Here is a 25,704-nt window from a genome sequence, read left to right as displayed (position 1 = left end):
ATGTTCTGGCGTCCCGCGTTCGAGGTCGACCTGGGCGGCGTCCTGGGTCCGCTGAAGCGCGGGCGCGGGTCGCTCAACATCCTCACCGACGAGCGCGGGATCACGTGGCTCGCGTCGAACACGCCGGACGGCCCGGGCACGCTGGCCCTGCGCAAGCTGACGGACGGCCGCGTCGAGGCGGCGGCCTGGGGCGACGGCGCGGACCGGCTGCTCAGCGGCGTCCCCGCGCTGCTCGGCGCGAACGACGACGACTCGGCGTTCGTCGCGCACCACGACGTCGTCGCGCGCGCCCGGCGGGAGAACCCGGGGCTGCGGCTCGGCGCGACCGGCGTCGTGTGGGACTGGCTGGTGCTCGCGGTGCTGGAGCAGAAGGTGACCGGCAAGGAGGCGATCCGGTCGTGGGCCGAGCTGTGCCGCCGGTTCGGCGCGCCGGCGCCCGGGCCGGGCCCGGAGCGGCTGCGCGTGCCGCCGACGCCGGTGGCGCTGCGGTCGCTGCCGGACTGGCACTGGCACCGCGCGGGCGTCGACATCAAGCGCCGCACGGCGTTGCTCAACGCGGCGCGCGTCGCGCACCACCTGGAGCGGGCGGTGGAGCTGGGCGGTCTCGAGGGCCGTCACCTGCTGCGGAACGTGCCGGGCATCGGGGTGTGGACGGCGGCGGAGATCGCCCAGCGCGCGTGGGGCGACCCGGACGCGGTCAGCTTCGGCGACTACAACATCCCGTCGATGGTCGGGAACGCGGTGCTGGGCCTGAAACTCGACGACGCGGGGTTGGCGGAGGTCTTGGCGCCGTACGCCCCGCAGCGGCAGCGGGCGGTGCGGTACCTGGAGGCGGCGGGGCATCGGCGGCCGCGCTTCGGCCCGCGCATCGAGCTGCGCGACTACCGCGCCATGTGAGAACCCGGGTGCCGCGGGCCCGGTCCGGAGGCCATGAACGACTCTTTCATGGCGTCGGACGTCATGAAAGAGTCGTTCATGACGTTGCCTACTGCTGCGGCGGGTAAGGCGGGTAGCCCTGCTGGGGCGGGTACGGCTGCTGACCCGGATAGCCCTGCTGCGGCGGATAACCCGGCTGCTGCTGGCCGGGATAGCCGCCCTGCGGCGGGTAAGGCGGGGGCGGGTAGCCCGGATACCCCTGCTGCGGCGGGTACGGCGGCGGCTTCGGCTTGTTCATGGTGACCAAGATGACCACCACTGTCACGACCAGTGCGATCGGCACCAGGATGATCAGCAGCAACAGCACGCTCACGCTCAGCTCTTCTCGTCGAGTGCGGCGCGGGCGATCGCCAGCGCTTCCGCGTCGTCCAGGCCCAGTTTGCGGGTGAGCGCAGCGTAATCGGCCGCGGCCCGCTGGGCGCGGCGGCGGCTCTGGTCGCCCGAAGCCGCGACGAAGCTGCCCGCCCGGCCGCGCGTCTCGATCAGGCCGGCCTCTTCCAGCTCGCGGTACGCGCGGGCCACCGTGTTCGGGGCGATCCCCAGGTCGGCGGCGAACTGCCGGACCGTGGGCAGCTTCGTGCCGACCGCCAGTGAACGGTCGTTGATCCGCGTCGCGAGCCCGGAGCGGACCTGCTCGAACGGCGGGACCGGCGAAGTGCTGTCGAAGGGGATGATCACCAGCTTCGCGGACCTGCTCCCGGACCCGGCGGCCGCTGCCCGTACGGCCCCTGCGGCGCGTACTGCTGCTGCGGCATCGGCTGGGACGGCGGATACCCCGGCTGCTGCGGCATCGGCTGCGAAGGCGGGAACCCCTGCTGCTGCGGCGCGAAGCCCTGCTGCGGCGGATAGGGCTCCTGCGGCGGCACGAACCCCGGTTGCGGCGGAAACCCTTGCTGCGGCGGGAAGTTCGACGCGGGCGGGAACTGCCCGCTGTTCTTCATCGCCTCTTCGCGGCGCATCTTCGACACGCGTACTGCCACCACGATCACGAACACGATGATCGCCAGGATCAGCAGCCCGAGGACGATGTAGCCGAACACGCCGGTGTCTCCGCCGCCGCCGGAGTGATAGTGCACCCGCTCGGGGAACTGCGTAGCCATGTGGTCCTCCCTCTCCGGGGCCCAGGCTAGTGCCCGGCACCGACAGGAATGGCCGCTTTCACCAGATCGGCGAGATCTTCCGACCCCGCCGGAAGCGCTTCCGCCGGCCACCACCGCAGGTCGTCGGACTCGTCGCTGCGCACCGGCTCCGCACCTGGCGGGGCGTGCACCGCGTACCGGACGTCGAAGTGCCGCGTCGGCACCCCGAGCGAGCACGTGATCGGGTGGACGTCGAGGTGCACCGGCGCGGCCCCGATCCGCAGCCCGGCGATGCCGGACTCCTCGGTGGCCTCCCGCAGCGCCGCCGCGGCGAGCGAGACGTCGCCGGGTTCGCAGTGCCCGCCGAGCTGCAGCCAGCGGCCGACCCGCGGGTGCAGCGTCAGCAGCACCCGCGTGCCCGTGTGGTCCAGCAGCACCGCCGACGCCGTCAGGTGCCCGGCCGCGCACGAGCGTTGGCAGGAGTCTTCCCGCGCCGCGAGGAACCCGAGGAACGCCTGCCGCAGCGACTCCTGGGACGCGCTCGGGGGCCGCCACGAATCCAGCGTCGTGACGGCGTCCGCGTGCAGGCTCACAGTTCCAGCAACCCGTCACCCGGTGCGGCCGAGACCCGCGGCTCCGGCTCGGTGAGCGGGATGCCGATCGCGACCGAGCCCAGCGGCTGCCAGCGCTCGTCCAGGCCGAGGACGTCGCGGACGATGTCGGCGGCGAAGATCGTCGAGCCGATCCAGCACGAACCGAGGCCTTCGGCCGCCAGCGCGACCAGCAGGCCCTGCACCGCGGCCCCGCCGGCGACGGTGAACATCGTCTTCTCGCAGTCGTTGCGGCGGGCGTCGGGGTAGGTGTGCGCGCCGTCCGGCACCAGGAACGGGATGACGATTTCCGGGGCCCGGTAAAGGATGTCGCCGCGGCTGAGCCGCTTCGCGACCTGCTCCGGGGTGAATTCGTCGCCGGTGAGGTCGGCCTGCCACGATTCGCGCATCGCGTCGAGCAGTTCTTTGCGCTTCGCGCTGTCGCGCAGCCAGACGAACCGCACCGGGTGCGTGTGGTGCGGCGCGGGCGCGGTGAGCGCCGAGCCGACGGCCCGCCGCATCGAGATGGGCGAGACCGGAGCGTCGCTGAACTGCCGCACCGACCGCCGCACCGGCACGGCCTCCCGGCGGCCCTGCGCGATCGCTTCGTTGGTGCCCAGCCGGAAGAGGTCCTCTTCGAGCGGTCGGATGAGCGAGCGCGCGTTCGAACCGTCGTCCTCCAGGACGAGCCCGCGGACGACGGCGACCGGCGTCCCGCCCAGCTTGCCCTTGACGAGGTCGGCGGCCGAGGCCAGCTCGTCGGCGATCGCGACCTCGGTGACGGCCAGCTCGTTGCCCTGGCCGTCGATCGTCCCCCGGTAGGCGTGCAGCACACGCAGCCCGGAGGAGCCGATCGCGGCGTCGGTCTGCCCGACCCGCCAGGCGCGACCCATCGTGTCCGTGACGACCACGGCGACTTCGACGCCGAGCCGCTCCCGCAGGCCGTTGCGCAGGGCCAGCGCCGACGCGTCGGGATCGGCGGGCAGCAGCGCGACCTCGTCACCGGCCACATTGGACGCGTCGATCCCGGACGCCGCCTGGACGATGCCCAGCGGGTTCTGGGTGATCACCGTGCGCGCGATCCGCGCGACGATCCGCACGGCTTCCTGTTTGACGAGGTCGCGGCGCGCGGCGTCCCGGGCCTCGGGGTCGGTCGGCACGCGGACGAGCCTGCCCTCGGCCTTCGAGACGATCTTGCTGGTCACGACCACGACGTCACCCGAGCGCAGCCACGGCGCCGCGGTGACGATCGCACCGGTCAGGTCGTCGCCGGGGCGGAACTCGGGCAGCCCGGTGACGGGCAGGATCTCCAGCTTCGCCGAAGCGTGGTCAGCGGTGTCAGTCAACAGGGGCTCCAGCCAGTTCGAGCGCCGCGCGGGCCATCGCCGCGGTCGCGTCCACATCGGACATCAGCAGCGGGACGTCGCGGACGGTCACGCCCGGCACGTCCGCCGTCTCGCCCTCGGCGATCAGCCAGCCGTCGAGCACGCCGGCGGCCTTGCGCGAGCCGTAGTGCCGGCCCACCGCCTCCGCCGACGTCTCGACGCCGATCGCGGTCAGGCACGCGTCGGCCATGCCGCGCAGGGCCTTGCCGCCGATGATCGGCGACACCCCGACGACACCTGCCGACGTCTTGCGCAGCGCGTCCCGGACCCCCGGCACGCCCAGCACGGTGCCCACCGAGACCACCGGGTTCGACGGCGCGAACAGCACCGCGTCCGCGTCCTTGAGCGCTTCGAGCACGCCCGGCGCGGGCTTGGCCTCGTCGGCGCCGACGGCGACGATCGAGTGCGCCTTCGGCTCGGCGCGGTAGCGCACCCACCACTCCTGGAAGTGGACGGCCTTCTGCTGGCCGTCCTGCTCCGGGTCGTCGATGACGACGTGCGTCTCGACGCGGTCGTCGGACATCGGCAGCAGGCGGACGCCGGGCTGCCAGCGGTCGCACAGGGCTTCGGTCACCGCCGAGAGCGGATAGCCCGCGCGCAGCATCCGCGACCGGATCAGGTGGGTGGCGATGTCCTTGTCGCCGAGGCCGAACCAGCTCGGCTCGGCGCCGTAGGCGGCCAGCTCCTCCTTGACGACCCAGGTCTCGCCCGAGTGCCCCCAGCCGCGGTCCTGGTCGATCCCGCCGCCCAGCGTGTACATGCAGGTGTCCAGGTCAGGGCAGATCCGCAACCCGTGCATCCAGACGTCGTCGCCGGTGTTGACCAGCGCCGTCACCTCGTGCTCCGAGTCTCCGGAACCTTCCGCGGGCATACCCAGCGCCGCCTTGACACCCAGCAGGAAGCGGGCCCCGCCCACTCCACCGACCACTACCACGATCTTCACGACGTCGAATCCTCGCACGAGCCGGGTGCGGGCACCCAGTACCGGTATCTGTGGTGCGGGGCGTAGCCGAGCCCCGCGTAGAGCGCGAGGGCGCTCGAGTTGCCCTCCGCCACCTGCAACACCGCGTGGTCCGCCCCGTGTTCCGCACCCCACGTGTGCAGGGCGCCCATCAGCGCGGACGCGAGCCCGCGGCGGCGGAAGGCCGCGCCGACCTCCAGGCGCCCGACGTGCAGCCAGCCGTCGACCAGCGCGCCGCGGACGACGCCGGCGGTGGCGCCGTCGAGCGTGGCGACGCCGTAACCGACCTTCCCGCCGGTCAGGACGCTGCGAGCGGCGGGGACGTCCTCGCCGGGCCCGAGCGTGAGCTCCCACCACCCCGGCGTCGGCTCCTCGTGCACGACGACGCCGTCGACGGCCGGTGAGCCGGTGAGCGGGGCGGTGAGCACGACGACCTCATGGCCGTGATGGTGCCGGGTCGCCTGGAACCAGCCCTCGGCGACGATCGCGCGCTCGTTCGGGCTGTCGCGGATCACCTGCACCATCGGCTGGATCCCCCGATCGTGGGCGAAGTCACACACCGCGCGCAGGGCGTCGGGGATGGGCCGGCCGGGGTCGCCGACGGCGAGTGCGCTGTTCGCGCGGCCGGTGAAGCCGCCGGCCCAGCGCAGCCGCCAATCTTTAAGGGGTTCCTCGACCAGGGGAGGCCATGCTCTGCTGCAGACGACTTCCAGCGCCTCGGGTGGGTTCACAGCTAGATTGTGACCGAGGCCGGCAACGGCGCGGGAGCGGATTTCCGAGGAGGTGGCCGTGGGCATCCAGCGCAAGGACGAGCGGCACAACGAGAAGACCGTCGACGAGATCTCCGAGGGGTTCAACCGCGCCGTGGGGGCGAAGAAGCCCGAAGATGAGGCGGACGAGGCGCCCAAGCCGCGCTTCGTCATCACCGGTGACGCCCGGGCCACCCCGCCCCCGCGCCGCCGGGAGAGGTGAGCACCCGCCATACCCGGGGTATGGCTAAGGCTTGCCTCACCAACCGAACGGGTGGCCGAACCGCGTAGTGTCGGCCACGACTGGCTATTTGCAGAGAAAAGCAGGAGTGCGCAGTGACCTACGTGATCGCCGAGCCCTGCGTCGACTTGCTCGACAAGGCGTGTATCGACGAGTGCCCCGTGGACTGCATCTACGAGGGCGAACGGATGCTGTATATCCACCCGGACGAGTGCGTCGACTGCGGCGCCTGCGAACCGGTCTGCCCGGTCGAGGCGATCTACTACGAGGACGACGTCCCGGACAACTGGTCGGACTACACCAAGGCCAACGTCGACTTCTTCGACGAGCTGGGCTCGCCGGGCGGCGCGTCGAAGGTCGGCAAGACGGCCCACGACCCCGCCTTCGTCAAGGCGCTGCCCCCTCAGTCTCAGGGCGAATGAGCCGCGTTGCGCTGCCCGACTTCCCCTGGGATTCGCTCGCCGAGGTCAAGGCCACGGCCCAGGCGCATCCCGGCGGGGTGGTCGACCTCTCGATAGGCACGCCCGTCGACCCGGTCCCGGCCGGCATCAGGGACGCACTGGCGTCGGTCTCGGAGATCCCCGGGTACCCGACGACCCACGGCATCCCGGCCCTGCGCGCGGCCGCCATCGCCGCGCTCGGCCGGCGGCACGGGGTCACCGGCATCGAGCCGGACGCCGTGCTGCCGACGATCGGGTCCAAGGAAGCCGTCGCCTGGCTTCCGCGGCTGCTCGGCTTCGGTCCCGGCGACCTCGTGGTCATCCCGGAGCTGGCCTACCCGACGTACGAGGTCGGGGCGCTCCTGGCGGGCGCGTCGATCCTGCGTTCCGACGGCCTGACCGCGCTCGGCCCGCAGAAGCCGGCGATGATCTGGCTGAACTCGCCGTCCAACCCGACCGGCAAGGTGCTCCCGGTCGAGCACCTGCGCAAGGTCGTCGAGTGGGCTCGCGAGCGCGACGTCGTGGTGGTGTCCGACGAGTGCTACCTGGCGTTGGGCTGGGAGACTTCGCCGCTGTCGGTCCTGCACCCGGACGTCTGCGACGGCCGCACGGACGGCCTGGTCGCGGTGCACTCGCTGTCGAAGTCGGCGAACCTGGCCAGCTACCGCGCCGGTTTCCTGACCGGTGACCCGCGCCTGATCGCGCAGCTGCTGGAGATCCGCAAGCACGCGGGCATGATCGTGCCGCGCCCGGTCCAGGAGGCGATGGTCGCCGCCCTGACCGACGACGAGGCATTGGCCGCCCAGCGCGAGCGTTACGCCCGGCGCCGGCTGGCGTTGCGGAAGGCGTTGCAGGACAACGGCTTCCGTGTCGACCACTCCGAGGCCGGGCTGTACCTGTGGGCCACCCGCGACGAGGACGCCCACGCGACGGTGGCGTGGCTCGCCGACCGCGGGATCCTGGTGGCCCCGGGAACGTTCTACGGCCCGAAGGGCGGCAAGCACGTCCGGGTGGCGCTGACCGCGACGGACGAGCGCGTCGACGCCGCCGTGGAGCGGCTCGCCGCCTAGCCGGCCAGCCGGAGCGGCCTCTTCGTCGCGGCGAAGAGGCCGGGTGCCACGTCCTCGGCCATCGCGGTCGCGGACTCCCAGGCCAGCTCGTGCGCCGTGCCGACGCCACCGCGGAAGAGCATGAACCGCGAAAGCCCGGCCGCGCGCAGGGCGGTCAGCTTGTCCCGGACCGTCTCGACCGACCCCACCAGGGCGAACGGGTTCTCGAGGTAGGCCTCGGCCGGGGCTTCGAGTACCGCGCGCAGCCCCGTTTCCTCCCGATCGGCCAAGGCTTCCAGCGAGCTTTCCCCGGGCGCGGCGCCGGCCACGCGGGAAAGGTGGGCCGCCGACGCTTCGATGTGCCGGACAAAACCTTCGCGGACGATTCCGGCCGCTTTCCGGTCGGTTTCGGCGATCACCGTGAAGCAGCTCGCCGTGATGTTCGCCATCGTCAGGTCGTGACCGTTTTCCCGGCCGATTTCCAGGTAGCGGTGCAACCGCGGCAGCATTTTCCCGATGCTCGTCGGCGCCATGCCGCCGGCCGCGGGCGTGATGTTCAGGCCGGTGAACACGCCCCAGCCGCGCCGGGCCGCGGCGGCCAGGGAGCCGTCGCTGGTCGCCGCCACCCAGAGCGGCACGCGGGGCTGAGCCGGCCGCGGCCACTCGGTGACCTTCGCGGTCTCGACGCCGGGGGTGAACGCGGCGGTGGCCGGGGTGAGGTCGGCCCGGGCCACGGGGTGGTCGTAGTCGTTGAGCACGCCGTCGATGAGGTCGTGGGCGGCACGGTCGCCGTGCCGGCCGAGACCCACCTCGAGCCGTCCGCCGGAGAGCACGTCGATCATGGCGAACTGCTCGGCGAGCTGGACCGGGTGGTGCAGCTTTCGTAGAGCTGGACGCCGAGCGCGGGGTCCCATTCTTCGGGCGCCCGCGATCCGGGTGGGCTGTAAGTCAGGTTGTCCCAGTAGACAAATTTGACGATTTCCGGGTTTTCGCCGAGAGTGTTCATGTCGCGGATTCCCCTCGATTCACGGAAATGGATTTGCTTCCATTGTCCGGACCTGAGCGGATCGGTCATCCTCCGTCGTGCCCCGAACGCGGTCAGTAATCCCGGCCGGTGAAGCCCCGGTAGACGAACCGGGTGAGCGCCTCGATCGCTTCCTCGTCGGTCGGTGGGGTCCACCCGGTCGGTACCGGGTCGAGCAGCCACATCTGCGCGAAGCTGTCGACCAGCTGGTACATCATCGAGATCGACATCTCCGTGCTCGCCGGCAGCCGCATCCCGGCCGCCGTGACGTGGGCCAAGTGGCCGTAGAGGTCCGCCGCCTGGCTCGCGCCGAAGCTCGCCAGCGTCCGGGCGAACGCGTCGTTCACCATCGCCGCCTGGCGCAGCGCCTGCATCGTCGACGCGTGCTCCTTGTAGAAGTCCCAGTACTGGGCCACGTGCCAGCGCACCGCCGCCGGGTCGCTGAAGTCCGAGAGGTGGCCCTCGCTCAGCGCGCTTTCGTCGCCTGACGTCGCCAGGTCGGCCAGGAGCGCTTCGAGCAGCTCTTCCTTGCCCGCGAAGTGGTTGTAGAACGACCCCGCGGCGCGGCCCGCCTCGGCGGTGATGTCCGTGATCTTCGTGTTCAGGTAGCCCTTCCGCGCGAACACGCGCCGGGCCGCCGCCTTCAGCGCGGTCTCCGTCTCCGCGGCCTTCTCCTTGCGGTTCACCGCCACCTCCTTGACTCCGGACGCTAGCAGTGTCATTCTGAATCCAGATTCACTGAATTTCAATTCACTGGGAGGACGAGATGGACACACGGGTGCTGATCGCGGGGGCGGGACCGACCGGGCTGACGCTGGCCATCGAGCTGGCGCGGCGCGACGTCGCCGTGCGGATCATCGACAAGGCGGAGACGTTCTTCATGGGCTCGCGCGGCGACGGGCTCCAGCCGCGCACCCTGGAGGTCTTCGAGGACCTCGGCGTGCTCGACGCGGTGTTGGCCGCGGGGGCCGCGCCGGTGCCGATGCAGATCCACGTCGGCGGCGAGGTGGTCGGCGAGCGGATGATGTTCGACCCGGTCGAGCCGACGCCGGACAAGCCGTACCCGACCGGCTGGTTCCTCGGCCAGTCGCAGACCGAGGGCATCCTGCGCGACCGGCTCGCCGAGTTCGGCGTCCACGTCGAGCTCGCGACCGCGCTGACCGGCTTCGAGCCGGAAGCCGACGGCGTCACGGCCACGCTGAGCACCGGCGAGACCGTCCGCGCCGAGTACCTGGTCGGCGCCGACGGCGGCAAGAGCGTCGTGCGCAAGACGCTGGGGATCGCGTTCGAGGGCACCACCGACGACTCGATCCGGATGCTGCTCGGCGACGTCCACGCCGAGGGCCTCGACCGCGGCTTCGGGCACTGGTTCGGCGCGTCGGACGACCCGATGCGCGGCATGATGTTCAGCCCGCTGCCGGGTACGCCGTGGTTCCAGTTCGGCTCGCCGCTCGGCGACGGCGACCTCGAGGTGGAGACGGCGCTGCCCGCCATCCAGGCCCGGCTCGACGCGCTCACCGGCGGCGGGATCACGCTGTCCGACCTGGCCTGGTCGACGGTGTGGCGGCCGAACGTCCGGCTGGCGGCGCGGTTCCGCGACGGCCGGGTCTTCCTGGCCGGCGACTCCGCGCACGTCCACCCGCCGACCGGCGGCCAGGGCCTAAACACCGGCGTCCAGGACGGCTACAACCTGGGCTGGAAGCTCGCGGACGGCTCACCCGAGCTGCTCGACAGCTACGAGATCGAGCGCCGGACCAACGCGGCCCGGGTGCTGGGGATCTCGACGGAGCTGATGCAGAAGTACGCCGACGGCGACGAGGACGCGCACAAGCGCGGCGAGGAGACCCAGCAGCTGGACATCAGTTACCGCGGCGGCCCGCTGTCCCCGGCCGGCACCGGCGCGCTGCGCCCCGGCGACCGCGCCCCGGACTCACCGCTGGTCGACGCGAACGGCAAGCGCGTCCGGCTGTTCGAGCTGTTCCGCGGACCGCACGCGACACGGCTGGTCTTCGGCGACGGCCCGGTGGGCGAGAACGGTTACCGGATCCTGCCCGCGGGCAGCGTCGCGACGGGCCCGGACCTGGTCGACGACGGCGGCCACGCGTACGCGGCCTACGAGGCTCAGGGCGGCCGGACGGTGCTCATCCGGCCGGATGGGTACGTCTGGTCGGTCGACTGATCAGGACATGCCATGAACGACTCTTTCAGGGCGTCGGACGCGATGAACGAGTCGTTCATGACGTCCGGGCTTCGGCGGCGGCAGCTCCGACCTCCCGGCGGGCGAGCGAGCGAGCGAGTCAGGCGTGCAGGGCTTGGGCGGCGTCGTCGACCGCTGCCCAGGAGGTGCGCCAGGTCGCGCGGGCCTCGGCGCGGCGGGCCAGCTCGCGCTCGGCGATCCGGCCGGCGACGAAGCCGACCTCGCCGTCCGCCGTCTCCAGCACCGTGCGCATCCGCTCGGCCGCGATCACCGCGTCCTGGTGGTCGCCGAGCACGGTCTGGAAGTCCCGGGTCGCTTTGATCAGCTTCTTGATCCGCTTGGCCCGCTTCTTCTTCGCCGACGTCTGGGCCAGCTCGGCGGCGTAGCGCAGCTTCTTGCCGTGGATGCGCAGGGCGTGCAGGTCGTCGTCCGGCGGGTCGGCGGGCAGCGCGCGGACGGCCTTGGCGAGCTTGCGGTGCGGCTTCGCCAGCCCGGCGACCAGGTCATGCTGCTCTTCCGTCGCCGCCACCGAACGGTCCCGGGTCAGCAGGCTGACCTCGCGCAGCAGCGTCGAGTAGCGCGCGCTGGACAGGGCCCGGATCAGCCGCCGCTTCGCCCCGGCGCGCTCGGTGACGAACAAGGACACGAGCCGGCGCCCGGGGGCCTGGTCGCGGACCTCGAAGTCGGCGATGACCTCGCGCAGGTGCCCGATCAGGACGTCGTGGTCGCGCACCTCGCCGAGTGACTGGCCGAGCCAGCCCAGCTCCGCGCGCACCGGCTCGGCGCCGTCCCCGACCAGCGCGCCGGACAGCTTCAGCACACTGCGCATCCGCCGCAGGGCGACGCGCATCTGGTGCAGGTCCTCGGGGTCGGCGCCCGAGCGCGTGCCGGGCTCGTACGCGAGCAGGGCGCGGATCTCCCGGTCGAGCTTGGCGCGCACGTGGTGGACCGCCGGATCCGCCGGCCTCGCCTCGACCGGGAGCTCCGGCAAGCCCAGTTCGGCCGGGGTCCGAGGCAACGATTCGGTGGTCACCCCATGAATGGTAAGTGAATTCCGTCGCTCAATCGTTGGCGTGCAGGATCGAGTTCAGCTCGACACCGGACCCCGTCCGCGGCACGACCTCGACCGCGCCGGTGCCCGAGTTGCGGCGGAAGACCGCGCCCGAGACGCCGTTGAGCTCGCGGGCCTTGACGACCTTGCCGTCGACGACGACCTTCGTCCCCGCCGTGACGTACAGGCCGGCCTCGACGACCGAGTCGTCGCCCAGGGAGATCCCGACGCCGCCGTTCGCGCCGATCAGGCAGCGCTCGCCCAGCGAGATCGTCTCCTTGCCACCGCCCGAGAGCGTGCCCATGATCGACGCGCCGCCGCCGACGTCCGAGCCGTCGCCGACGACCACGCCGGCCGAGATCCGGCCTTCGACCATCGACGCGCCGAGCGTGCCGGCGTTGAAGTTCACGAAGCCCTCGTGCATCACCGTCGTGCCGGCCGCCAGGTGCGCGCCGAGCCGGACGCGATCCGCGTCGCCGATCCGGACGCCGGCGGGCAGGACGTAGTCGACCATCCGCGGGAACTTGTCGACGCTGTAGACGGTCACCGCGCCGCGCGAGCGCAGCCGCAGCCGCGTCGTCTCGAAGCCCTCGACCGGGCACGGGCCGTGGTTGGTCCACACGACGTTCGCGAGCAGGCCGAAGATGCCGTCGATGTTCTGGCCGTGCGGGCGGACCAGCCGGTGCGAGAGCAGGTGCAGCCGCAGGTAGATGTCGTGCGTGTCGGCCGGCGCGTCGGCGAGCTTGCCGATCGTGGTGCGGACGGCGACGACCTCGACCCCGCGGTCGGTGTCCGGGCCGAGCAGCGCCGCGGCGGCCTCGCCGAGCAGCTCCTTGGCCTCGTCGGCGCCGAGGCGTTCCGTGCCGGCGGTGCCGCCGTCGGTCAGCTTCGGCTGCGGGTACCAGGTGTCGAGGACCGTCCCGTCGGTCGCGACGGTGGCCAGCCCGACGCCGCTGGCGCCGGTCGTTTCGGGGTTCGGGCTCTGCTCGCTCACGGCCCACACGGTAGTCGAGTGAGCTGGATCAACCCGTCGTGGGCCGGGCGTCGACCTGCTTCTTCAGGCCGGAAAGGGCAGCGGCGACGTCGACCAGCGCCTGCGTGCAGGGGCCTCCCGCGTCGGGCACGGTCGTGCATCCGGCGCTGCGGAACGCCTTGACGGCCGTGTCCAGCTTGTCGGCTTCGGCGACCAGCTGCGGGTCGCGGTCGTCCGCGCGCTTGCGGGCCGTGCCCGGCACGTTGGCGACCTCCGTGACGTACTTCTCGCAGCCCTTAGGCAGCTGGGTGCGCGGGCTCGCGAAGCACTGGTCGGCGGTCAGCGCGTCCAGCTTCGTCGGGAGCGCGTCCGGCCCAGGCTCGCCGCCCTGCTTGGGGGTCGGGCCCGCTTCGTTGCCGCAGCCGGACAGAACCAGGACCAGCAACGCGCCGCCCACGGCGACCGGGAACCTACGCACACCCCCACGGTAGCGTGCCGGGCATGAGCCTCGACCTGCACGCCGACCCCGTCGACCTGACCGCCGCGCTCGTGGACGTCTTCAGCGTCTCCGGCAGCGAGGCCGAGCTGGCGACGCTGGTGCAGGACGCGCTGGAGAAGCAGGCACCGCACCTCGAGGTGATCCGCAACGGCGACGCGGTCCTCGCGCGCACGAACCTCGGCCGCGCGTCGCGGGTCGTGCTCGCCGGGCACCTGGACACCGTGCCGGAGAACGGCAACCTGCCTTCCCGGCGCGAAGGCTCCGGCGCCGACGAGATCCTGCACGGGCTCGGCACGGTCGACATGAAGAGCGGCGACGCGGTGTTCCTGCACCTCGCGGCGACGCTGCCGGAGCCGAAGCACGACATCACCTTCGTCTTCTACGACAACGAAGAGGTCGAAGCGGTCAAGAACGGCCTCGGGCGGATCGAGCGCGAGCAGCCGGAGTGGCTGGCGGGCGACCTGGCGATCGTCGGCGAGCCGTCGAACGGCGTGATCGAGGCCGGCTGCCAGGGCACGATGCGCGTCGAGCTGCGGCTTTCCGGCAAGCGCGCGCACACCGCGCGGGCGTGGATGGGGGAGAACGCGATCCACGCGCTGGCCGAGCCCCTGCGGCGGCTGGCGGAGTACGCGCCGCGGGTCGTCGACATCGACGGGCTCACCTACCGCGAAGGCCTGCAGGCGACGTCGATCAGCGGTGGCGTGGCGGGCAACGTGGTCCCGGACGCGGCGGTGCTGACGGTGAACCACCGCTTCGCGCCGGACCGAGACCCGGCGGCCGCCGAGCGTCACCTGCGCGAGGTGTTCGACGGCTACGAACTGTCCGTTGTGGACCTTTCACCGGGAGCACTGCCGGGCTTGTCGGCCCCGGCGGCGGCCGAGCTGGTGGCGGCGGCGGGCGGTCGCGCGGCGGCGAAGCTGGGTTGGACGGACGTGGCGCGCTTCGCGGCGCTGGGGATGCCGGCGGTGAACTTCGGCCCGGGCAACCCGACGCTGGCGCACACGAAGCAGGAGAACCTCCACACGGCGGAGATCCGCCAGGTGACCGAGGTCCTGCGCAAGTTCCTGAGCTGAGAGCGCCCCAATGTGGCCTTCGGTGCGCTCAACGCACCGAAGGGCCCCTTGGGTGCGTTGAACGCAACCAAGGCCACATTGGGGCGCAGTGGCGACCGTCACACTCGCGCCTGGTGAGCTGCGATGACACCCTGGTGCGCGATACCGGTGGCCGGAGCGTGCAACTTTTCCCCGGCGGGAGCCGTATTCCCTGGTGAAGCCGCATGTTCGGGAGGACCCATGCCGAAAACCGCGAGACGGGCCGCGGCCGTCGCCGTGCTCGCCCTGGCGGTCATCGGTGCTCTGACCGCCTGTGAGCAGCAGCCCGTCGCCGCGCCGGCCGCCGGTCCGATCGTCACCGCCATCGGGGACGCCACCTCGCTGCCGCCGCCACCCGAAGCGCGCGAGCCCGTCACCCAGTCCGCGCCCGTCGAGGTCGCCGTCACGTTCCCGCGCACCGGCTCCGGCCAGTGGATGTTCACCCCCGGCAGCGACGAGGTCGCCGGCACCCAGGGCCGCCTGATGCGCTACCGGATCGCGCTCGAGACCGACATCGACGGCGTCGGGCCGGCCGCGTTCGCCAAGAGCATCCGCGGCATCCTCGGCGACCCGCGCGGCTGGACCGGCGGTGGCGAGTGGCGGCTGCAGCAGGTCGGGCCCGAGGACAGCGCCGACTTCACGATCTACCTGGCGACGCCCGCCAGCCGCGACAAGCTGTGCGGCGGCACCCCGGACAGCTACACGTCCTGCCGCAACGGCAGCAACGTCGTGCTCAACGTCGCCCGGTGGGCCAACGCCGTCCCGAACTACGGCGCCTCACTGGACGTCTACCGCCAGTACATGGTCACCCACGAGACCGGGCACCGGCTCGGCCACGGCCACGAGCTGTGCCCGGGCGCGGGCCGGCCGGCGCCGGTGATGGAGCAGCAGACGCTCGGGCTGCACGGCTGCGTCCCGAACCCCTGGCCGTTCCCGAACGGCCGCGAGTACGCGGGCCCGTCGGGCGAGTACGACGACCCGATCCCGGCCGGCGACTCCTAGCGGCCCTGCAACGACTTGACGTTGTCGCCGAACGTCCAGCCCTTCGAGCCGTCCCAGTTGATCGACCAGTCCATCAGGCCCTTCAGCCCCGGAACCGACCGCCACGCCTGGGAAACCAGGCTCGTCGCCATGTAGCCGCCACCGGCGCCGGGCTGGGCCGGCAAGCCCGGGACCTGCTTGTCGTACGGCACGCGGATCGTCGTGCCCTGCACGACCAGGCCCTGGTTCAGGCACTGCGTCTGGACCGTGAAGCCCTGCACCGTCCCGGCCTGGTACGAATCGCCGGAGCAGCCGTACATCGAGCCGTTGTAGTACTGCATGTTCAGCCACCACAGCCGGCCGTTGTCGGCGTACTTCTTGATGATCGGCAGGTACGCGCCCCAGATCGAGCCGTAGGTGATGCTGCCGCCGGTGACGTACGCGGTCTCCGGCGCCATCGTCAGCCCGAAGTTCGACGGCATCTGCGCGAGCACGCCGTCGATGATCCGGATCAGGTTGGACTGCGACGCCGACAGCGTCTTGATGTTGCCGCTGCCGGTGAGGCCGGTCTCGATGTCGATGTCGATCCCGTCGAAGTTGTATGCCTTCAGGATCGGCACGACCGTTGCGACGAACTTGTCGGCCACGGCGCTGGATGACAGGTCTATACCAGCGGCCGCGCCGCCGATCGACATCAGGAGCGTCGCCCCCGCGGCCTTCGCCGCGCACATCTCGGTGGGCGTGGACACCTTGACGCCGGCGTCCATCCCGTTCTCCCACAGCACGGTCCCGTCGGACCGGATCACCGGGAAGGCGGCGTTGATGACGTTGTAGCCGTGCTGGGCCATGCGGCTGTCGGTGATGGGTACCCAGCCCATCCCCGGGTGGACGCCGTTGGCGGCGCCGTCCCAGTTCTCCCAGTAGCCCTGGAGGACCTTGCCGGCGGGCCGGGATTTCACCGCGCACGTGTCGGCCGGCACCGCCCCCTGCGCGGGGGCCGACACGAGCAGCGGGACGGCCAGCACCGCAGCCAGAAGGGTTCCGAACAAGCGGGTTCTGCGACCGGACATACCGGCTCCCATCGTCGTTGAGGGCGAACGCGGCGTGTCCGTCCACGATAGGGACCCGGGGAAAGCACTGACTACCTACGAACGGGTGGTCTAGACAACCGGGGGCGCTCCGGCGAGGAGCGCCCCCGGTCGCGGCTCAGACGGTCAGCGTCCAGGAGGACAGGTAACCGGTGTCGGCCGGGCCGACGTCACGCAGCCGCAGCTGCCACGCACCGTTCGCGGCCTCCGAAGAAGCGTTGACGGTGTAGGTGGTGTCGAGGTTCGGCGTCGAGTCGCTGCTGGAGTTCTTCAGCCGGTACGCCGTGCCGTCCGGGGCGACGAGGTCGAGGACCAGGTCACCGCGGTAGGTGTGGGTGATGTGCACCTCGACCTTGGTGGCGTTGGACGCGCTGCGCGCGCAGCCGCCGACGGTCGCGGTGCTGTTCACCGCGGCACCCGGGTAGTCCGGGATGGTCAGCCGGGTCCCGTTGGTCACCGGCGCGCACGACGAAGTGCCGACACCGAGCGAGAACGACGCGGTGTGGTCGACGCTCGCGCCGTCGGCCGTCACGGTGATCGGGAAGGTGCCGGTCGGAGTCGACGACGTGGTCGCGATGGTCAACGTCGAGGAGCCGCCCGACTGGACGGTGGCCGGGCTGAACGACGCCGTCGCGCCCGAGGGCAGGCCCGAAGCCGACAGCGAGATGGACTGCGCGCTGCCGGACGTCGTCGCGGTGCTCACCGCGACCTGCAGCGACTGTCCGGGTTGGACGGTCCCGGCGGTCGGGTTCAGGTTCACCGAGAAGTCGTTGCCCTGCGTCGTGGCGACGGCCAGCTTCCAGAGCGCGTACCCGATCGCGTCGGAGTTCTTCTCCAGCGGGGTGTCCGGGATGTTCGACGTCGTGTCGCACGCGCGGTGGTAGCAGTTGTCGAACGCCGCACCCGCGGTGCCGCCCCACTTCTGGGCCTGCGAAGAGCTCTTGATGTCGCCGGCGCCGGTGGCCAGGCCGCCGACCGGGATGCCCGCGCTCTTGAAGGACGCGTGGTCGGACCGGCCGTCGCCTTCGCTGTCGCCCTCGGTCTGGATGCCGATCGAGGAGAAGTATTCGTCGAAGATCGCCTTGACCGAAGCGACGTCGTCGTAGACGAAGTAGCCCCAGTTCTTGGAGCCGATCATGTCGAAGTTGAGGTAGGTCTTGATCTTCGTGCGCTCGCTGCTCGGCAGGTTGTTCACGTAGTACTTGGAGCCGACCAGGCCGGACTCTTCGTCGGCCCACCAGCCGAAGCGGACGCGCTTGGCCATCGCCGGGTTGGTGCGGGCCAGCGTCAGCGCGGTCTCGAGGATCGACGCGCTGCCGGAGCCGTTGTCGTTGATGCCGGGGCCGGCGCTCACGCTGTCGAGGTGCGCGCCCAGCATGATGACCTGGCTGGCGTCACCCTGCGGCCACTCCGCGATCAGGTTCTGCGACTGCCCGATGCAGCTGGTGCACGTCTGCCGCGTCGTGGTGTACCCGGCGTTCTTGAGCAGGTTTTCCACGTAGGTCACGGAAGCCGCGTAACCTGCGCCGCGCGGCGAACGCGTCCCGCCGTTGTTGTTGGCGATGGTCTGCAGCTGGTTGAGGTGGGTCTTGATGTTGGCCAGCGAGATGTCCGGCGCGGCGAGCGCTGTGGCCGGCGCAGCTGTAGCCGCGGGCGCACTGACGACGCCCAAAACGGCGGCGAGGGCGGTGACCCCGGCGCCGAGTCTGGTCTTCCACTTCATGGCGGTGATTTCCTTCGGTGGGGGTTGGGGAGAACCGCCGTGAAGGACTCCTTACCGGCTCTTGAGGCCGGTAAGGAGTCCTTCACGGATTTGGGACTAGACGGTCAACGTCCAGGAGGACAGGTAACCGGTGTCGGCGGGGCCGACGTCTCGGATGCGGAGCTGCCACGCGCCGTTCCCGGCTTCCGAAGAAGCGTTCACGGTGTAGGTGGTGTTGATGTTCGGCGTCGAGCTGCTGCTGGAGTTCTTCAGCCGGTAGGCGGTGCCGTCCGGCGCGACCAGGTCGAGGACCAGGTCACCGCTGTAGGTGTGGGTGATGTGCACCTCGACCTTGGTGGCGTTGGACGCGTTGCGCGCGCAGCCGCTGACGGTGCTGGTGCTGCTGACCGCGCTCGCCGGGTAGTCCGGGATGTTCAAGCGGGTCGAGTTGGTCACCGGCGCGCACGATCCGGTGGTACCGACGGTGAGCGAGTACGACGCCGTGTGGTCCGTGCTGGCCCCGTCGGCGGTGACGGTGATCGGGAAGCTGCCGGTCGGGGTCGACGACGTGGTCGCGATGGTCAGCGTCGAGGAGCCGCCCGACTGGACGGTCGCCGGGCTGAACGACGCGGTCGCGCCGGCGGGCAGGCCCGAAGCGGACAGCGTGATCGACTGCGCCGCGCCGGAGGTGATCGCGGTGCTGACGGTCGTGGTGGTCGAGCCACCCGGCTGCACGGAACCCGAAGCCGGGTTCAGCGCGACGGAGAAGTCCGGCCCGCCGCCGCTGCACGAGGTGGGCTCACCGCTGACCGTGGTGACGGAGATGGCGTCCCACGCGGCCTTGGTGGCGTTGTACTCGGTGCAGCTGCCCGGGTAGAGGGCGATCGCGGCTTCGAGGGTCGCCTTGCGGGCGGCCTTGTGGTTCCACGACGAGGTCTTCTTCAGCAGGCCGTTGTAGAAGATCTTGCCGGCCTTCTGGATGCCGATGCCGGTGACGGTCGAGCTGTTGCAGGTCGGGCTGGCCGGCTTGCCGCCACCCGGGTTCGAGCCCTCGGCGAGGAGGTAGAACCAGTGGTTCTGCGGGCCGGCCGCGGCGTGCACCTCGGTGCTCGGGATCGACGACGAGTAGCAGTTCGGGTCGCCGACCTTCGACGGCTGGTACATGTAGCGGATCGGGCCCTGGCCGACCAGGTTGACGCCCTCGCCGACCTCGTAGTCCGGCGTGTCCTTGGCGTTGTTCGCGTACGCCTCGGTCAGCGCGCCGAAGATGTCGCCGGTCGACTCGTTCATGCCGCCGTTCTCGTTGCCGGAACCGGCACCGCCCGGGGTGAACTGGAAGATGCCGTGGCCGAACTCGTGGCCGACGACGTCGATCGAGGTGGCCTGGCGCTGGTTGTCCTGCGAGTGCCCGAAGTGGGTCGAGGATCCGTTCCAGTAGGCGTTGACGTCGTTGAGGCCGACGCTCGCGGGGTAACCGGTGCCGCTGCCGTTGATGCCGTTGCGGCCCAGCCACTCCGAGAGCATCTTCCACTCGGTCTGGACGCTGAAGAGCACGTCGACGCAGCCGGTCTCGAGGTCCGTGCCGGAGCCGTTGCCCCACGCGTTGTCGGTGCCGCTGTAGACGGAACCGCCTTCACGGCCGCAGCTGATGCCGGTGCGGCCCGGGTCGCGCAGCGTGTAGGTGCTGCCGGACTGCGTCGTGTCGATGGAGACGTTGCCGACGTAGTAGCTGTTGCCCGTGCCTGCGACGTTCACCGTGCTGGGCTGGGCCTGGCTCTTGACGCCCGAAGCGAACGTCTTGACGTCGTCCCGCTTGTCGAGGATCGCGCCGGTCGCGGCGTCGACGAAGACGTGCAGGTTGCTCGGCGCCGTGGCGGTGCGCCCGGCGACGACGACCTCGTAGGCCAGCTTCGGGCTCGCCCCGGCCAGCACGACCTTCTCCGGCGTGCTCACACTGTCCACAGTGGCCAGTTGAGCGCGCGCGGTGGCCGCGGCCTTCGCGGCGTCGAGGGCGGCCTGCGTCCCGACGGTGATGGCCGCGGTCTCGGCGGCGCTGGTGCCGTGGACGCGCCCGGCCCCGTCGGCGACGACGACCGCGTCCCCGCCCACGACCCGCAGGCCCTGGTAGGTCCGCTGGTAGGCGCCGTAGAAGAGGCCACCGCCGCCGGCGGTGAGGCCGACGCGTTGGAACGATTCGGCGGGGCCGCGCTTGAGCGCGTCGAGCCCGCTCGCGGCGGCCTGGTCGGCGGCGCGGGCGGCGGCCACGTCCGGTGCGGCGGGCTGGGCCGCCGGTGTCGCGCTGGCCGGTGCTACCGGCAGCGCGAGTGTCATGGCGAGCCCGGCGGCGGCCGCCAAGCCCGTTCTGAACCCACGATGGGTCATCGAGGTCTTCCTTCCACGAAGGCAGGACGATGGGAGCGGTGCGGGGAAAAGGGGGACGTGTCCGGCGTGCTAACAGGAGGTATGCGTCCGGACGCATCCGAGTAAAGGATCAGGGCATCGGGGCGTCAATGCGCCGAACGGACCAACGCCGCGTTCCGGATTCGGCGGTCAATTCGTACAAACCCCGCCCGTGCAGGGGATTCACCGCGCATTCCGCACCGGAACGACTTTCGTAGGGACTGTCCCGGACACCATCCGAACGCCGGAAGATCTCGATCAACGGGAATCGTTAGTACTGCTCAGGAAACGTTGTCGCAGCGGGATCAATCCGCGTCAGTCGGCTTCGGCGCCCAGCGCGATGAGCCCGTTCCGCAGCACGTCCGCGGCTTCGGCCTGCCGTCCGGTTTCGCCGAGCAGCTCGCTCAACGGCCGTAGCGCCCGCACCAGGACTCCGCGCGCCCCGAGCCCGGTGGCCAGCTCGACCGCCGCCCGCAGGTACTCCGCCGCGCCCCGGGCGTCACCCCGCGCCCGGGCCAGCGACCCGAGCTGCAACCGGAGCTCCGCCGCCAGCGCCGTGCCCGCCACGACGGCCGGGCGGACCTGGTCGAGCAGTGCGCCCGCCGTCTCCAGCCGGCCCGCCGCCAGGTACTCCGAGGCCAGCTCGACCGTGATCGCCGGGACGTCGTCCGGCCACGCCGTCTCCCGCGCCGCGCCGAGGTCGGCCAGCGCGCCCTCGACGTCGCCCGCGCGGCCGCGGACCCGGGCCCTGGCCAGCAGGCAGTGCGCCATCGCCGGGTGCAGGGCCCGTTCCTGCATCAGGTCGTACGCCGCGGCGGCCGACGCGGCGGCGTCGGCGAACCGGTCCGCCGCCAGGTGGCTGCGGCACACCTCGACGTGGCTGCGGGTCAGCTCGGCCAGCACCGCCGGGCCACCCCGGGTGAGCCGCAGCGCCGACTCGGCGTACTCCGCGGCCCGCTCCAGGTCGCCTTGACGCAGGTGCCGCTCGGCCAGGCACGCCCGCAGCGTCAGCAGCATCGACGGCTGCGGGTAGCCGTCGCGCAGGAGCTCCGCGTGCGCGGTTTCCAGCAGGTGCAAGGAATACTGCGCCTCGCCCCAGTCACTCAGCACCGCCGCGCGCAGGGGCACGACCATCGCCCGCACCGGTGGCGGCTCGCCCGACAACGTCGTCTCCGCCTCCGCGACGTACTTCGTGCGGACGTCGCCGGAGGAGTACCCGGCCAGCCACAGCAGGGCGATGCCCGCCTGCCGCGGCCGGTCCAGCCGTTCGGCGCGGCGCCGGATCCGCTGCATCCGCGGGGTCGCGCGGCGGGCGTCGCCGGCCAGGAACCGGTCCGCCGTCTCGATCAGCTCGAGGTCCAGCTCCAGCAGCTCGCGGGGTGAGCTGCCGCCGAGCAGCTCGTCGGGGTCGATGCCGAGCTGCTGGGCGAAGAACCGCAGCGCGTCGCCCGACGGCGTCCGCGCGCCGGTCTCGACCGACGACACGTACGCCGCGGAGTACTGCGGCCCGGCCAGTTCGCGCTGCGTGAGCCCGCGCTCGGTGCGCAGCTCACGCAGGCGTTCACCGACGCTGTCGCTCACTCAGCCCGCCTTTCCACCGGTTCAGGGTAGGCCGCGTGGCGGCGGGGGAGTCGCCCGCCGCCGCGCGACCGTGATCAGCAGGCGCCGCCGTCGCTCCACACGGCCCACGAGGTGGGCGCGCCGGGCTCGGCACCGGTCGAGTACCACAGCGACGTCCACTTGTGACCGTTGTGGCCGACGACGTCGTTGGGCACGTAGGCCTTCGCGGAGTCCCACTCGCCGAGCCCGTCGCAGCCGGTCGGCGGGGTGCCGGTGCCGACGGTGAGCGAGAACTGCGCGGTGTGGTCGGCGTCGGTGCCGTCGCCGGTGACCGTCACCTGGCTGGTGCCCTCCGGCGTGGTCGCCGAGGTGGTGATGGTCAGCGTCGAGGTGCCGCCGGACTGGACGCTCGCCGGGCTGAAGGTCGCCTTGGCGCCTTCGGGCAGGCCGGTCGCCTGCAGCGCCACGGTCTGGGCGTTGCCGGAGGTGATCCGGGTGGTCACCGTGGTGGTCGCGGTCTGTCCCGGTTGGACGGACGCGGACGTCGGCGACAGCGTCAGCGAGTAGTCGTTGCCGGCCGGCGGCTGGCCGCTGCAGGTCGGCTCACCGCTGACGGCGGGCACGCTCACCGCGTCCCACGCGGCCTTGGTGGCGGTGAACTCGGTGCAGCTGCCGGGGAAGAGCGCGATCGCGGCTTCGAGCGTGGCCTTGCGGGCCGTGCGGTGGTTCCACGACGACGTCTTCTTCAGCAGTCCGTTGTAGAAGATCTTGCCGGCCTTCTGGATGCCGATGCCGGTGACGGTGGAGCCGTTGCACGTCGGGCTGGCCGGCGAGGCGTTGCTGCCCTGGGAAAGCAGGTAGAACCAGTGGTTCTGCGGGCCCGCGGCGGCGTGCACCTCGGTGCTCGGGATCTGCGCCGAGTAGCAGTTCGGGTCGCCGACCTGCGACGGGTTGTACATGTAGCGGATCGGGCCCTGGCCGACGAGGTTGACGCCCTCGCCGACGGTGAAGTCCGGGGTGTCCTTCGGGTTGTTGGCGTAGTACTCGGTCAGCGCGCCGAAGATGTCGCCGGTGGACTCGTTGAGCCCGCCGTTCTCGTTGCCCGAGCCGGCGCCGCCCGGGGTGGTCTGGAAGATCGCGTGCCCGAACTCGTGGCCGACGACGTCCATCGGCGTCGCCTGGCGGCGGTTGTCCTGAGAGTGCCCGAAGTGGGTCGAGGAGCCGTCCCAGTAGGCGTTGACGTCGTTGAGGCCGACGCTCGCGCGGAAGCCGCCGCCCGCGCCGTCGATGCCGTTGCGGCCCAGCCACTCGCCGAGCATCTTCCACTCCGTCTGGACGCTGTAGAGTGTGTCGACGCAGCCGGTCTCGAGGTCGGTGCCGGAGCCGGTGCCCCAGGTGTTGGTGCTCTTCGTGAAGATCGAGCCGCCTTCGCGGCCGCAGCTGATGCCGCGGCGGGCCGGGTCGGTCATCGAGTACGAGCTGCCGGAGCCGGACGTGTCGATCGAGACGGTCCCGGCGTAGTAGGAGTTGCCGGTGCCTGCTTCGCGCACGTCGTCGCGGGTATCGAGGACGGCGCCGGTCGCGCTGTCGACGAAGACGTGCAGCTTGGTCGGGGTGGTCTTCGTGTGGCCGGAGACGACGACCTCGTAGGCGAGCTTCGGGGCGTCTCCGGCGAGCACGACGAGCTTCGGGGTGGTGACGCTGTCTACTGTGGACACCTTGGCGGTGGCGATCTTTGTTGCCTGGCTGGCGTTGAGCGTGGCCTGGGTTCCGACGGTGATCGGCGCGGTCTTGGCGGCTTCGGTGCCGCGGACGCGCCCGGCCCCGTCGGCGACGACGACCGCGTCCCCGCCGACGACCGGCAGGCCGTGGTAGGTGCGCTGGTAGGAGGCGTAGTAGAGCCCGCCGCCACCCGGGGTGACGCCGGTGCGGACGAAGGCCTCCCCGGCGCCCTTGGCGAGCCGGTCGGCGCCGCTGAGGGCGGCCTGGTCGGCGGCGCGGGCGGCGAGCGCCTCGGGCGGGGTGGCGGCGGGGGTACCGGGAGTGGCGGTGGCCGGGATCGCCGGCACCGCGAAGGTCAGGGCGAGGCCGGCGATCGCCGCCAGCCCTCGTGGGGATCTCATGGGGAACCTTTCCGGGGACACGGGGAGTGTGCCCGGCGGAATAACTGGTGTTATTGAGCCGGACGCGTCCGAGTAAAGGTTCCGGTCGTCCGCCGGTCAATGGGCCGAACGGCCTAGTGGAAGGCCTCGAAGATCACGACGTTCCGCGGGAAAGCCCAGGAAACACGCCGGTTGCTGACTGGTCTGAACCAATTCACCAACTTTGGTAGGAAACTTCCGCAACCCGGACCACCACACCCGCAGGTCCGCCGTGTCGACCCTCCGTGTCAGGTGTCGGGGGTGGCTGCCGAGTCGAGGCCGTCCAGGTAGGCCTTGATCGCCTCGTCGAGATGACCACGTTGTCGGAGCACGTCACCCAGGCGCAGGGACGTCGAGACCGCCGCGCCGTGCAGGGACGCCCGGGTCTGGATCTCCGCCGCTTCGCGCAGGAGGCGCGTCGCCTCGGGAAGGTCGCCGCGCGACTGCGCGATCTGGCCCAGCAGGCCCGTCGCCTCGCCCAGGGACTCCACGTCGCGGGCCAGCAGCGGCCAGACGTCCGATACGAGCGCGGCCGCCTCGGCGGGCGCCCCCTGGCGCAGCCGGACCTCGGCCAGTTCCAGGGTCGCCCCCGCGACGCCTTCCTCCGCGCCGATCGCCGCCAGCTGGTCGCGGGCCGACGTCAGTTCCGCGCGTGCCTCGTCCAGCCGGCCCAGTCTGCGCAGCAGATACCCGCGCGCCCAGCGGCAGCGGGCCGCGTCGCGGTCGAAGCCGACCGACGCGAACAGGCGGCACGCCTCGATCAGGTCCTGCTCGGCCCGCTCGGACTGCCCGGTCGCCTGCCACACCTGCGACGCCTGCCGGTGGAACCGCGCGACGAAGTCCGGTCGCGAAGCCGCGCGGGCCAGCCGAAGGCCGTCGAGCGCCGCGCGGTGGGCCCGGTGCAGCCCGCCCATCTCCATCAGCGGGTGGATCAACGCGCTGAGCAGGCACAACTCGGCATCGGGGTCGAGATCCGGGGAAGTCAGCGCCGATTCGACGCGGGCGATCGCCGCACCCGCGTCGCCGCTCAGGTACCGGCAGCCCGACCAGCGGTGCACGATCATCGCCCGCAGCCACGGCGGCGCCGCTTCGCTCAGTTCCGAAGCGTGCTCCAGGTCCTTCTGTGCACCTTCGACGTCGAACAGCTGCCACTTCACCTCGGCGAGGCAGAACCGCGCGTAGCACTCGACGTCGTCGAGGCGGTAGCCCGCGGCCTGCTTCCCGACGGCGGCGAACCGTTCTTCCGCCAGAGCGACCCGGCCCTGTTCGAGGTCGCGGTAGCCCTCGTCGAGGGACGTGCGCAGCTCGTCGGCGACGCCCGGGGGACGGCCGAACCGCAGGTCGTCGGCGGTCAGGCCGAGCCGTCCGGCCAGGTAGGCCAGCATCTCCTCCGACGGCGGCCGGCTGCCGGTCTCGACCTTCGCCAGGAACCCGCGGTCGTAGCCCGGCTCCGCCAGCTCGCGCTGGGTCCAGCCCCGGCCGGTGCGCAACCGCCGGATCCGCGCGCCGAGCGGTTCGGTCATCTCCCCACGGTAGGTCATCGGCGCGGTCGTCGCGGAAACGGACA

At 71.6% G+C, this 25,704-nt stretch carries 26 protein-coding genes; 7 read left to right on the top strand and 19 right to left on the bottom strand.

Features of this window, described 5'->3' with window-relative positions:
• Entirely contained in the window at nt 1-897 is an 897-nt protein-coding gene (locus tag AB0C38_RS37340) for a DNA-3-methyladenine glycosylase 2 family protein (RefSeq protein WP_360682496.1), read from the top strand.
• Between the two features lie 88 nt (nt 898-985).
• On the opposite strand, the gene AB0C38_RS37335 is transcribed toward AB0C38_RS37340, so the two are convergent.
• Genes AB0C38_RS37335 through AB0C38_RS37305 form a run of 7 tightly spaced genes read right to left on the bottom strand, consistent with a single transcriptional unit; the run spans nt 986 to nt 5,682 of the window.
• Nucleotides 986-1,249 carry a hypothetical protein gene (locus AB0C38_RS37335; RefSeq protein WP_360682495.1) on the bottom strand — a complete coding sequence of 88 codons (264 nt, stop codon included), beginning with the start codon at nt 1,247-1,249 and terminating at the stop codon, nt 986-988.
• 2 nt (nt 1,250-1,251) lie between these two features.
• Nucleotides 1,252-1,614, bottom strand: coding sequence for a GntR family transcriptional regulator (locus tag AB0C38_RS37330; RefSeq protein WP_360682494.1), 363 nt, complete (start codon nt 1,612-1,614; stop codon nt 1,252-1,254).
• Nucleotides 1,611-2,036, bottom strand: coding sequence for a hypothetical protein (locus AB0C38_RS37325; RefSeq protein ID WP_360682493.1), 426 nt, complete (start codon nt 2,034-2,036; stop codon nt 1,611-1,613). Before AB0C38_RS37325 ends, AB0C38_RS37330 begins: the two co-directional genes overlap by 4 nt.
• 26 nt (nt 2,037-2,062) lie before the next feature.
• A complete protein-coding gene (locus AB0C38_RS37320; RefSeq protein WP_360682492.1) occupies nt 2,063-2,608 on the bottom strand; it encodes an NUDIX hydrolase in 546 nt (181 codons plus the stop codon).
• Nucleotides 2,605-3,951 (bottom strand): coenzyme F420-0:L-glutamate ligase, encoded by a 1,347-nt coding sequence (locus tag AB0C38_RS37315; RefSeq protein WP_360682491.1) that lies wholly within the window; start codon nt 3,949-3,951, stop codon nt 2,605-2,607. The genes AB0C38_RS37320 and AB0C38_RS37315 overlap by 4 nt, the downstream gene beginning before the upstream one ends.
• Nucleotides 3,944-4,933 (bottom strand): 2-phospho-L-lactate transferase, encoded by a 990-nt coding sequence (gene cofD, locus AB0C38_RS37310; protein WP_360682490.1) that lies wholly within the window; start codon nt 4,931-4,933, stop codon nt 3,944-3,946. The genes AB0C38_RS37315 and cofD overlap by 8 nt, the downstream gene beginning before the upstream one ends.
• Nucleotides 4,930-5,682 carry a GNAT family N-acetyltransferase gene (locus tag AB0C38_RS37305; protein WP_360682489.1) on the bottom strand — a complete coding sequence of 251 codons (753 nt, stop codon included), beginning with the start codon at nt 5,680-5,682 and terminating at the stop codon, nt 4,930-4,932. The genes cofD and AB0C38_RS37305 overlap by 4 nt, the downstream gene beginning before the upstream one ends.
• A gap of 58 nt (nt 5,683-5,740) precedes the next feature.
• Here AB0C38_RS37305 and AB0C38_RS37300 point away from each other — a divergent pair, with 58 nt between their 5' ends.
• The 3 genes from AB0C38_RS37300 (at nt 5,741) to dapC (ending at nt 7,451) form a co-directional block, all read left to right on the top strand.
• Nucleotides 5,741-5,923 (top strand): hypothetical protein, encoded by a 183-nt coding sequence (locus AB0C38_RS37300; protein ID WP_360682488.1) that lies wholly within the window; start codon nt 5,741-5,743, stop codon nt 5,921-5,923.
• A 113-nt stretch (nt 5,924-6,036) separates the two neighbouring features.
• The gene (gene fdxA / locus AB0C38_RS37295; protein ID WP_360682487.1) at nt 6,037-6,363 is read left to right on the top strand and encodes a ferredoxin; all 327 of its coding nucleotides are present in this window, start codon (nt 6,037-6,039) and stop codon (nt 6,361-6,363) included.
• Nucleotides 6,360-7,451 carry a succinyldiaminopimelate transaminase gene (gene dapC / locus AB0C38_RS37290; protein WP_360682486.1) on the top strand — a complete coding sequence of 364 codons (1,092 nt, stop codon included), beginning with the start codon at nt 6,360-6,362 and terminating at the stop codon, nt 7,449-7,451. Before fdxA ends, dapC begins: the two co-directional genes overlap by 4 nt.
• Here the strand turns inward: dapC and AB0C38_RS37285 are convergent.
• Genes AB0C38_RS37285 through AB0C38_RS37275 form a run of 3 tightly spaced genes read right to left on the bottom strand, consistent with a single transcriptional unit; the run spans nt 7,448 to nt 9,176 of the window.
• The gene (locus AB0C38_RS37285) at nt 7,448-8,272 is read right to left on the bottom strand and encodes an LLM class flavin-dependent oxidoreductase (RefSeq protein ID WP_360682485.1); all 825 of its coding nucleotides are present in this window, start codon (nt 8,270-8,272) and stop codon (nt 7,448-7,450) included. The two genes, dapC and AB0C38_RS37285, sit on opposite strands and share 4 nt — an antisense overlap.
• Nucleotides 8,269-8,505: a hypothetical protein gene (locus AB0C38_RS37280; protein ID WP_360682484.1), complete on the bottom strand. Its 237-nt coding sequence runs from the start codon at nt 8,503-8,505 to the stop codon at nt 8,269-8,271. Before AB0C38_RS37280 ends, AB0C38_RS37285 begins: the two co-directional genes overlap by 4 nt.
• A 23-nt stretch (nt 8,506-8,528) precedes the next feature.
• Nucleotides 8,529-9,176 (bottom strand): TetR/AcrR family transcriptional regulator, encoded by a 648-nt coding sequence (locus AB0C38_RS37275; protein ID WP_360682483.1) that lies wholly within the window; start codon nt 9,174-9,176, stop codon nt 8,529-8,531.
• A gap of 44 nt (nt 9,177-9,220) precedes the next feature.
• On the opposite strand from AB0C38_RS37275, the gene AB0C38_RS37270 reads away from it, so the two are divergent.
• Complete coding sequence (locus tag AB0C38_RS37270; protein ID WP_360682482.1) at nt 9,221-10,633, top strand: FAD-dependent monooxygenase; 1,413 nt, start codon at nt 9,221-9,223, stop codon at nt 10,631-10,633.
• A gap of 118 nt (nt 10,634-10,751) precedes the next feature.
• Here the strand turns inward: AB0C38_RS37270 and AB0C38_RS37265 are convergent, their stop codons facing one another.
• From AB0C38_RS37265 to AB0C38_RS37255, 3 genes are read right to left on the bottom strand one after another with little or no spacing between them, the layout of a single operon-like run.
• Entirely contained in the window at nt 10,752-11,684 is a 933-nt protein-coding gene (locus AB0C38_RS37265) for a CHAD domain-containing protein (protein ID WP_360682481.1), read from the bottom strand.
• Nucleotides 11,685-11,712: 28 nt separating this feature from the next.
• On the bottom strand, nt 11,713-12,696 hold the full coding sequence (dapD, locus tag AB0C38_RS37260) for a 2,3,4,5-tetrahydropyridine-2,6-dicarboxylate N-succinyltransferase (protein ID WP_360682480.1): 984 nt from the start codon (nt 12,694-12,696) through the stop codon (nt 11,713-11,715).
• Nucleotides 12,697-12,724: 28 nt separating this feature from the next.
• Entirely contained in the window at nt 12,725-13,132 is a 408-nt protein-coding gene (locus AB0C38_RS37255) for a hypothetical protein (RefSeq protein ID WP_284748515.1), read from the bottom strand.
• 44 nt (nt 13,133-13,176) lie between these two features.
• Here AB0C38_RS37255 and dapE point away from each other — a divergent pair, with 44 nt between their 5' ends.
• A complete protein-coding gene (dapE, locus tag AB0C38_RS37250; RefSeq protein WP_360682479.1) occupies nt 13,177-14,247 on the top strand; it encodes a succinyl-diaminopimelate desuccinylase in 1,071 nt (356 codons plus the stop codon).
• Nucleotides 14,248-14,466: 219 nt separating this feature from the next.
• On the top strand, nt 14,467-15,267 hold the full coding sequence (locus AB0C38_RS37245; RefSeq protein WP_360682478.1) for a DUF3152 domain-containing protein: 801 nt from the start codon (nt 14,467-14,469) through the stop codon (nt 15,265-15,267).
• Here AB0C38_RS37245 and AB0C38_RS37240 read toward each other — a convergent pair.
• From AB0C38_RS37240 to AB0C38_RS37215, 6 genes are all read right to left on the bottom strand, one after another.
• Nucleotides 15,264-16,316: a chitinase gene (locus tag AB0C38_RS37240; protein WP_360682477.1), complete on the bottom strand. Its 1,053-nt coding sequence runs from the start codon at nt 16,314-16,316 to the stop codon at nt 15,264-15,266. The two genes, AB0C38_RS37245 and AB0C38_RS37240, sit on opposite strands and share 4 nt — an antisense overlap.
• 136 nt (nt 16,317-16,452) lie before the next feature.
• Entirely contained in the window at nt 16,453-18,057 is a 1,605-nt protein-coding gene (locus AB0C38_RS37235) for a M28 family peptidase (RefSeq protein ID WP_360682476.1), read from the bottom strand.
• Between the two features lie 96 nt (nt 18,058-18,153).
• Entirely contained in the window at nt 18,154-20,418 is a 2,265-nt protein-coding gene (locus tag AB0C38_RS37230; RefSeq protein ID WP_360682475.1) for a M4 family metallopeptidase, read from the bottom strand.
• 333 nt (nt 20,419-20,751) lie between these two features.
• Complete coding sequence (locus AB0C38_RS37225; RefSeq protein ID WP_360682474.1) at nt 20,752-22,017, bottom strand: helix-turn-helix domain-containing protein; 1,266 nt, start codon at nt 22,015-22,017, stop codon at nt 20,752-20,754.
• 74 nt (nt 22,018-22,091) lie between these two features.
• Nucleotides 22,092-24,119: a M4 family metallopeptidase gene (locus AB0C38_RS37220; protein WP_360682473.1), complete on the bottom strand. Its 2,028-nt coding sequence runs from the start codon at nt 24,117-24,119 to the stop codon at nt 22,092-22,094.
• A gap of 266 nt (nt 24,120-24,385) precedes the next feature.
• Nucleotides 24,386-25,660, bottom strand: a complete 1,275-nt coding sequence (locus AB0C38_RS37215) for a tetratricopeptide repeat protein (protein WP_360682472.1) — start codon at nt 25,658-25,660, stop codon at nt 24,386-24,388.
• Nucleotides 25,661-25,704: the final 44 nt, after the last annotated feature.

The organism is Amycolatopsis sp. NPDC048633 (genome assembly GCF_040650695.1).
In the GTDB taxonomy this organism is placed as follows: domain Bacteria; phylum Actinomycetota; class Actinomycetes; order Mycobacteriales; family Pseudonocardiaceae; genus Amycolatopsis.
Note: the sequence above shows the minus strand (reverse complement) of the source record. Positions and strands in the feature narration are given on the sequence as shown.

Bases quoted from the DNA above. Each gene is read 5' to 3' on its own strand.
- AB0C38_RS37245 (WP_360682478.1), top strand. From the start codon at position 14,467: ATGCCGAAAACCGCGAGACGGGCCGCGGCCGTCGCCGTGCTCGCCCTG.
- AB0C38_RS37240 (WP_360682477.1), bottom strand. From the start codon at position 16,316: ATGTCCGGTCGCAGAACCCGCTTGTTCGGAACCCTTCTGGCTGCGGTG.
- AB0C38_RS37275 (WP_360682483.1), bottom strand. From the start codon at position 9,176: ATGACACTGCTAGCGTCCGGAGTCAAGGAGGTGGCGGTGAACCGCAAG.
- AB0C38_RS37230 (WP_360682475.1), bottom strand. From the start codon at position 20,418: ATGACCCATCGTGGGTTCAGAACGGGCTTGGCGGCCGCCGCCGGGCTC.
- AB0C38_RS37325 (WP_360682493.1), bottom strand. From the start codon at position 2,036: ATGGCTACGCAGTTCCCCGAGCGGGTGCACTATCACTCCGGCGGCGGC.
- AB0C38_RS37280 (WP_360682484.1), bottom strand. From the start codon at position 8,505: ATGACCGATCCGCTCAGGTCCGGACAATGGAAGCAAATCCATTTCCGT.
- dapC (WP_360682486.1), top strand. From the start codon at position 6,360: ATGAGCCGCGTTGCGCTGCCCGACTTCCCCTGGGATTCGCTCGCCGAG.
- AB0C38_RS37215 (WP_360682472.1), bottom strand. From the start codon at position 25,660: ATGACCGAACCGCTCGGCGCGCGGATCCGGCGGTTGCGCACCGGCCGG.
- AB0C38_RS37340 (WP_360682496.1), top strand. From the start codon at position 1: ATGTTCTGGCGTCCCGCGTTCGAGGTCGACCTGGGCGGCGTCCTGGGT.
- AB0C38_RS37270 (WP_360682482.1), top strand. From the start codon at position 9,221: ATGGACACACGGGTGCTGATCGCGGGGGCGGGACCGACCGGGCTGACG.
- AB0C38_RS37285 (WP_360682485.1), bottom strand. From the start codon at position 8,272: ATGATCGACGTGCTCTCCGGCGGACGGCTCGAGGTGGGTCTCGGCCGG.
- AB0C38_RS37235 (WP_360682476.1), bottom strand. From the start codon at position 18,057: ATGAAGTGGAAGACCAGACTCGGCGCCGGGGTCACCGCCCTCGCCGCC.
- AB0C38_RS37220 (WP_360682473.1), bottom strand. From the start codon at position 24,119: ATGAGATCCCCACGAGGGCTGGCGGCGATCGCCGGCCTCGCCCTGACC.
- dapE (WP_360682479.1), top strand. From the start codon at position 13,177: ATGAGCCTCGACCTGCACGCCGACCCCGTCGACCTGACCGCCGCGCTC.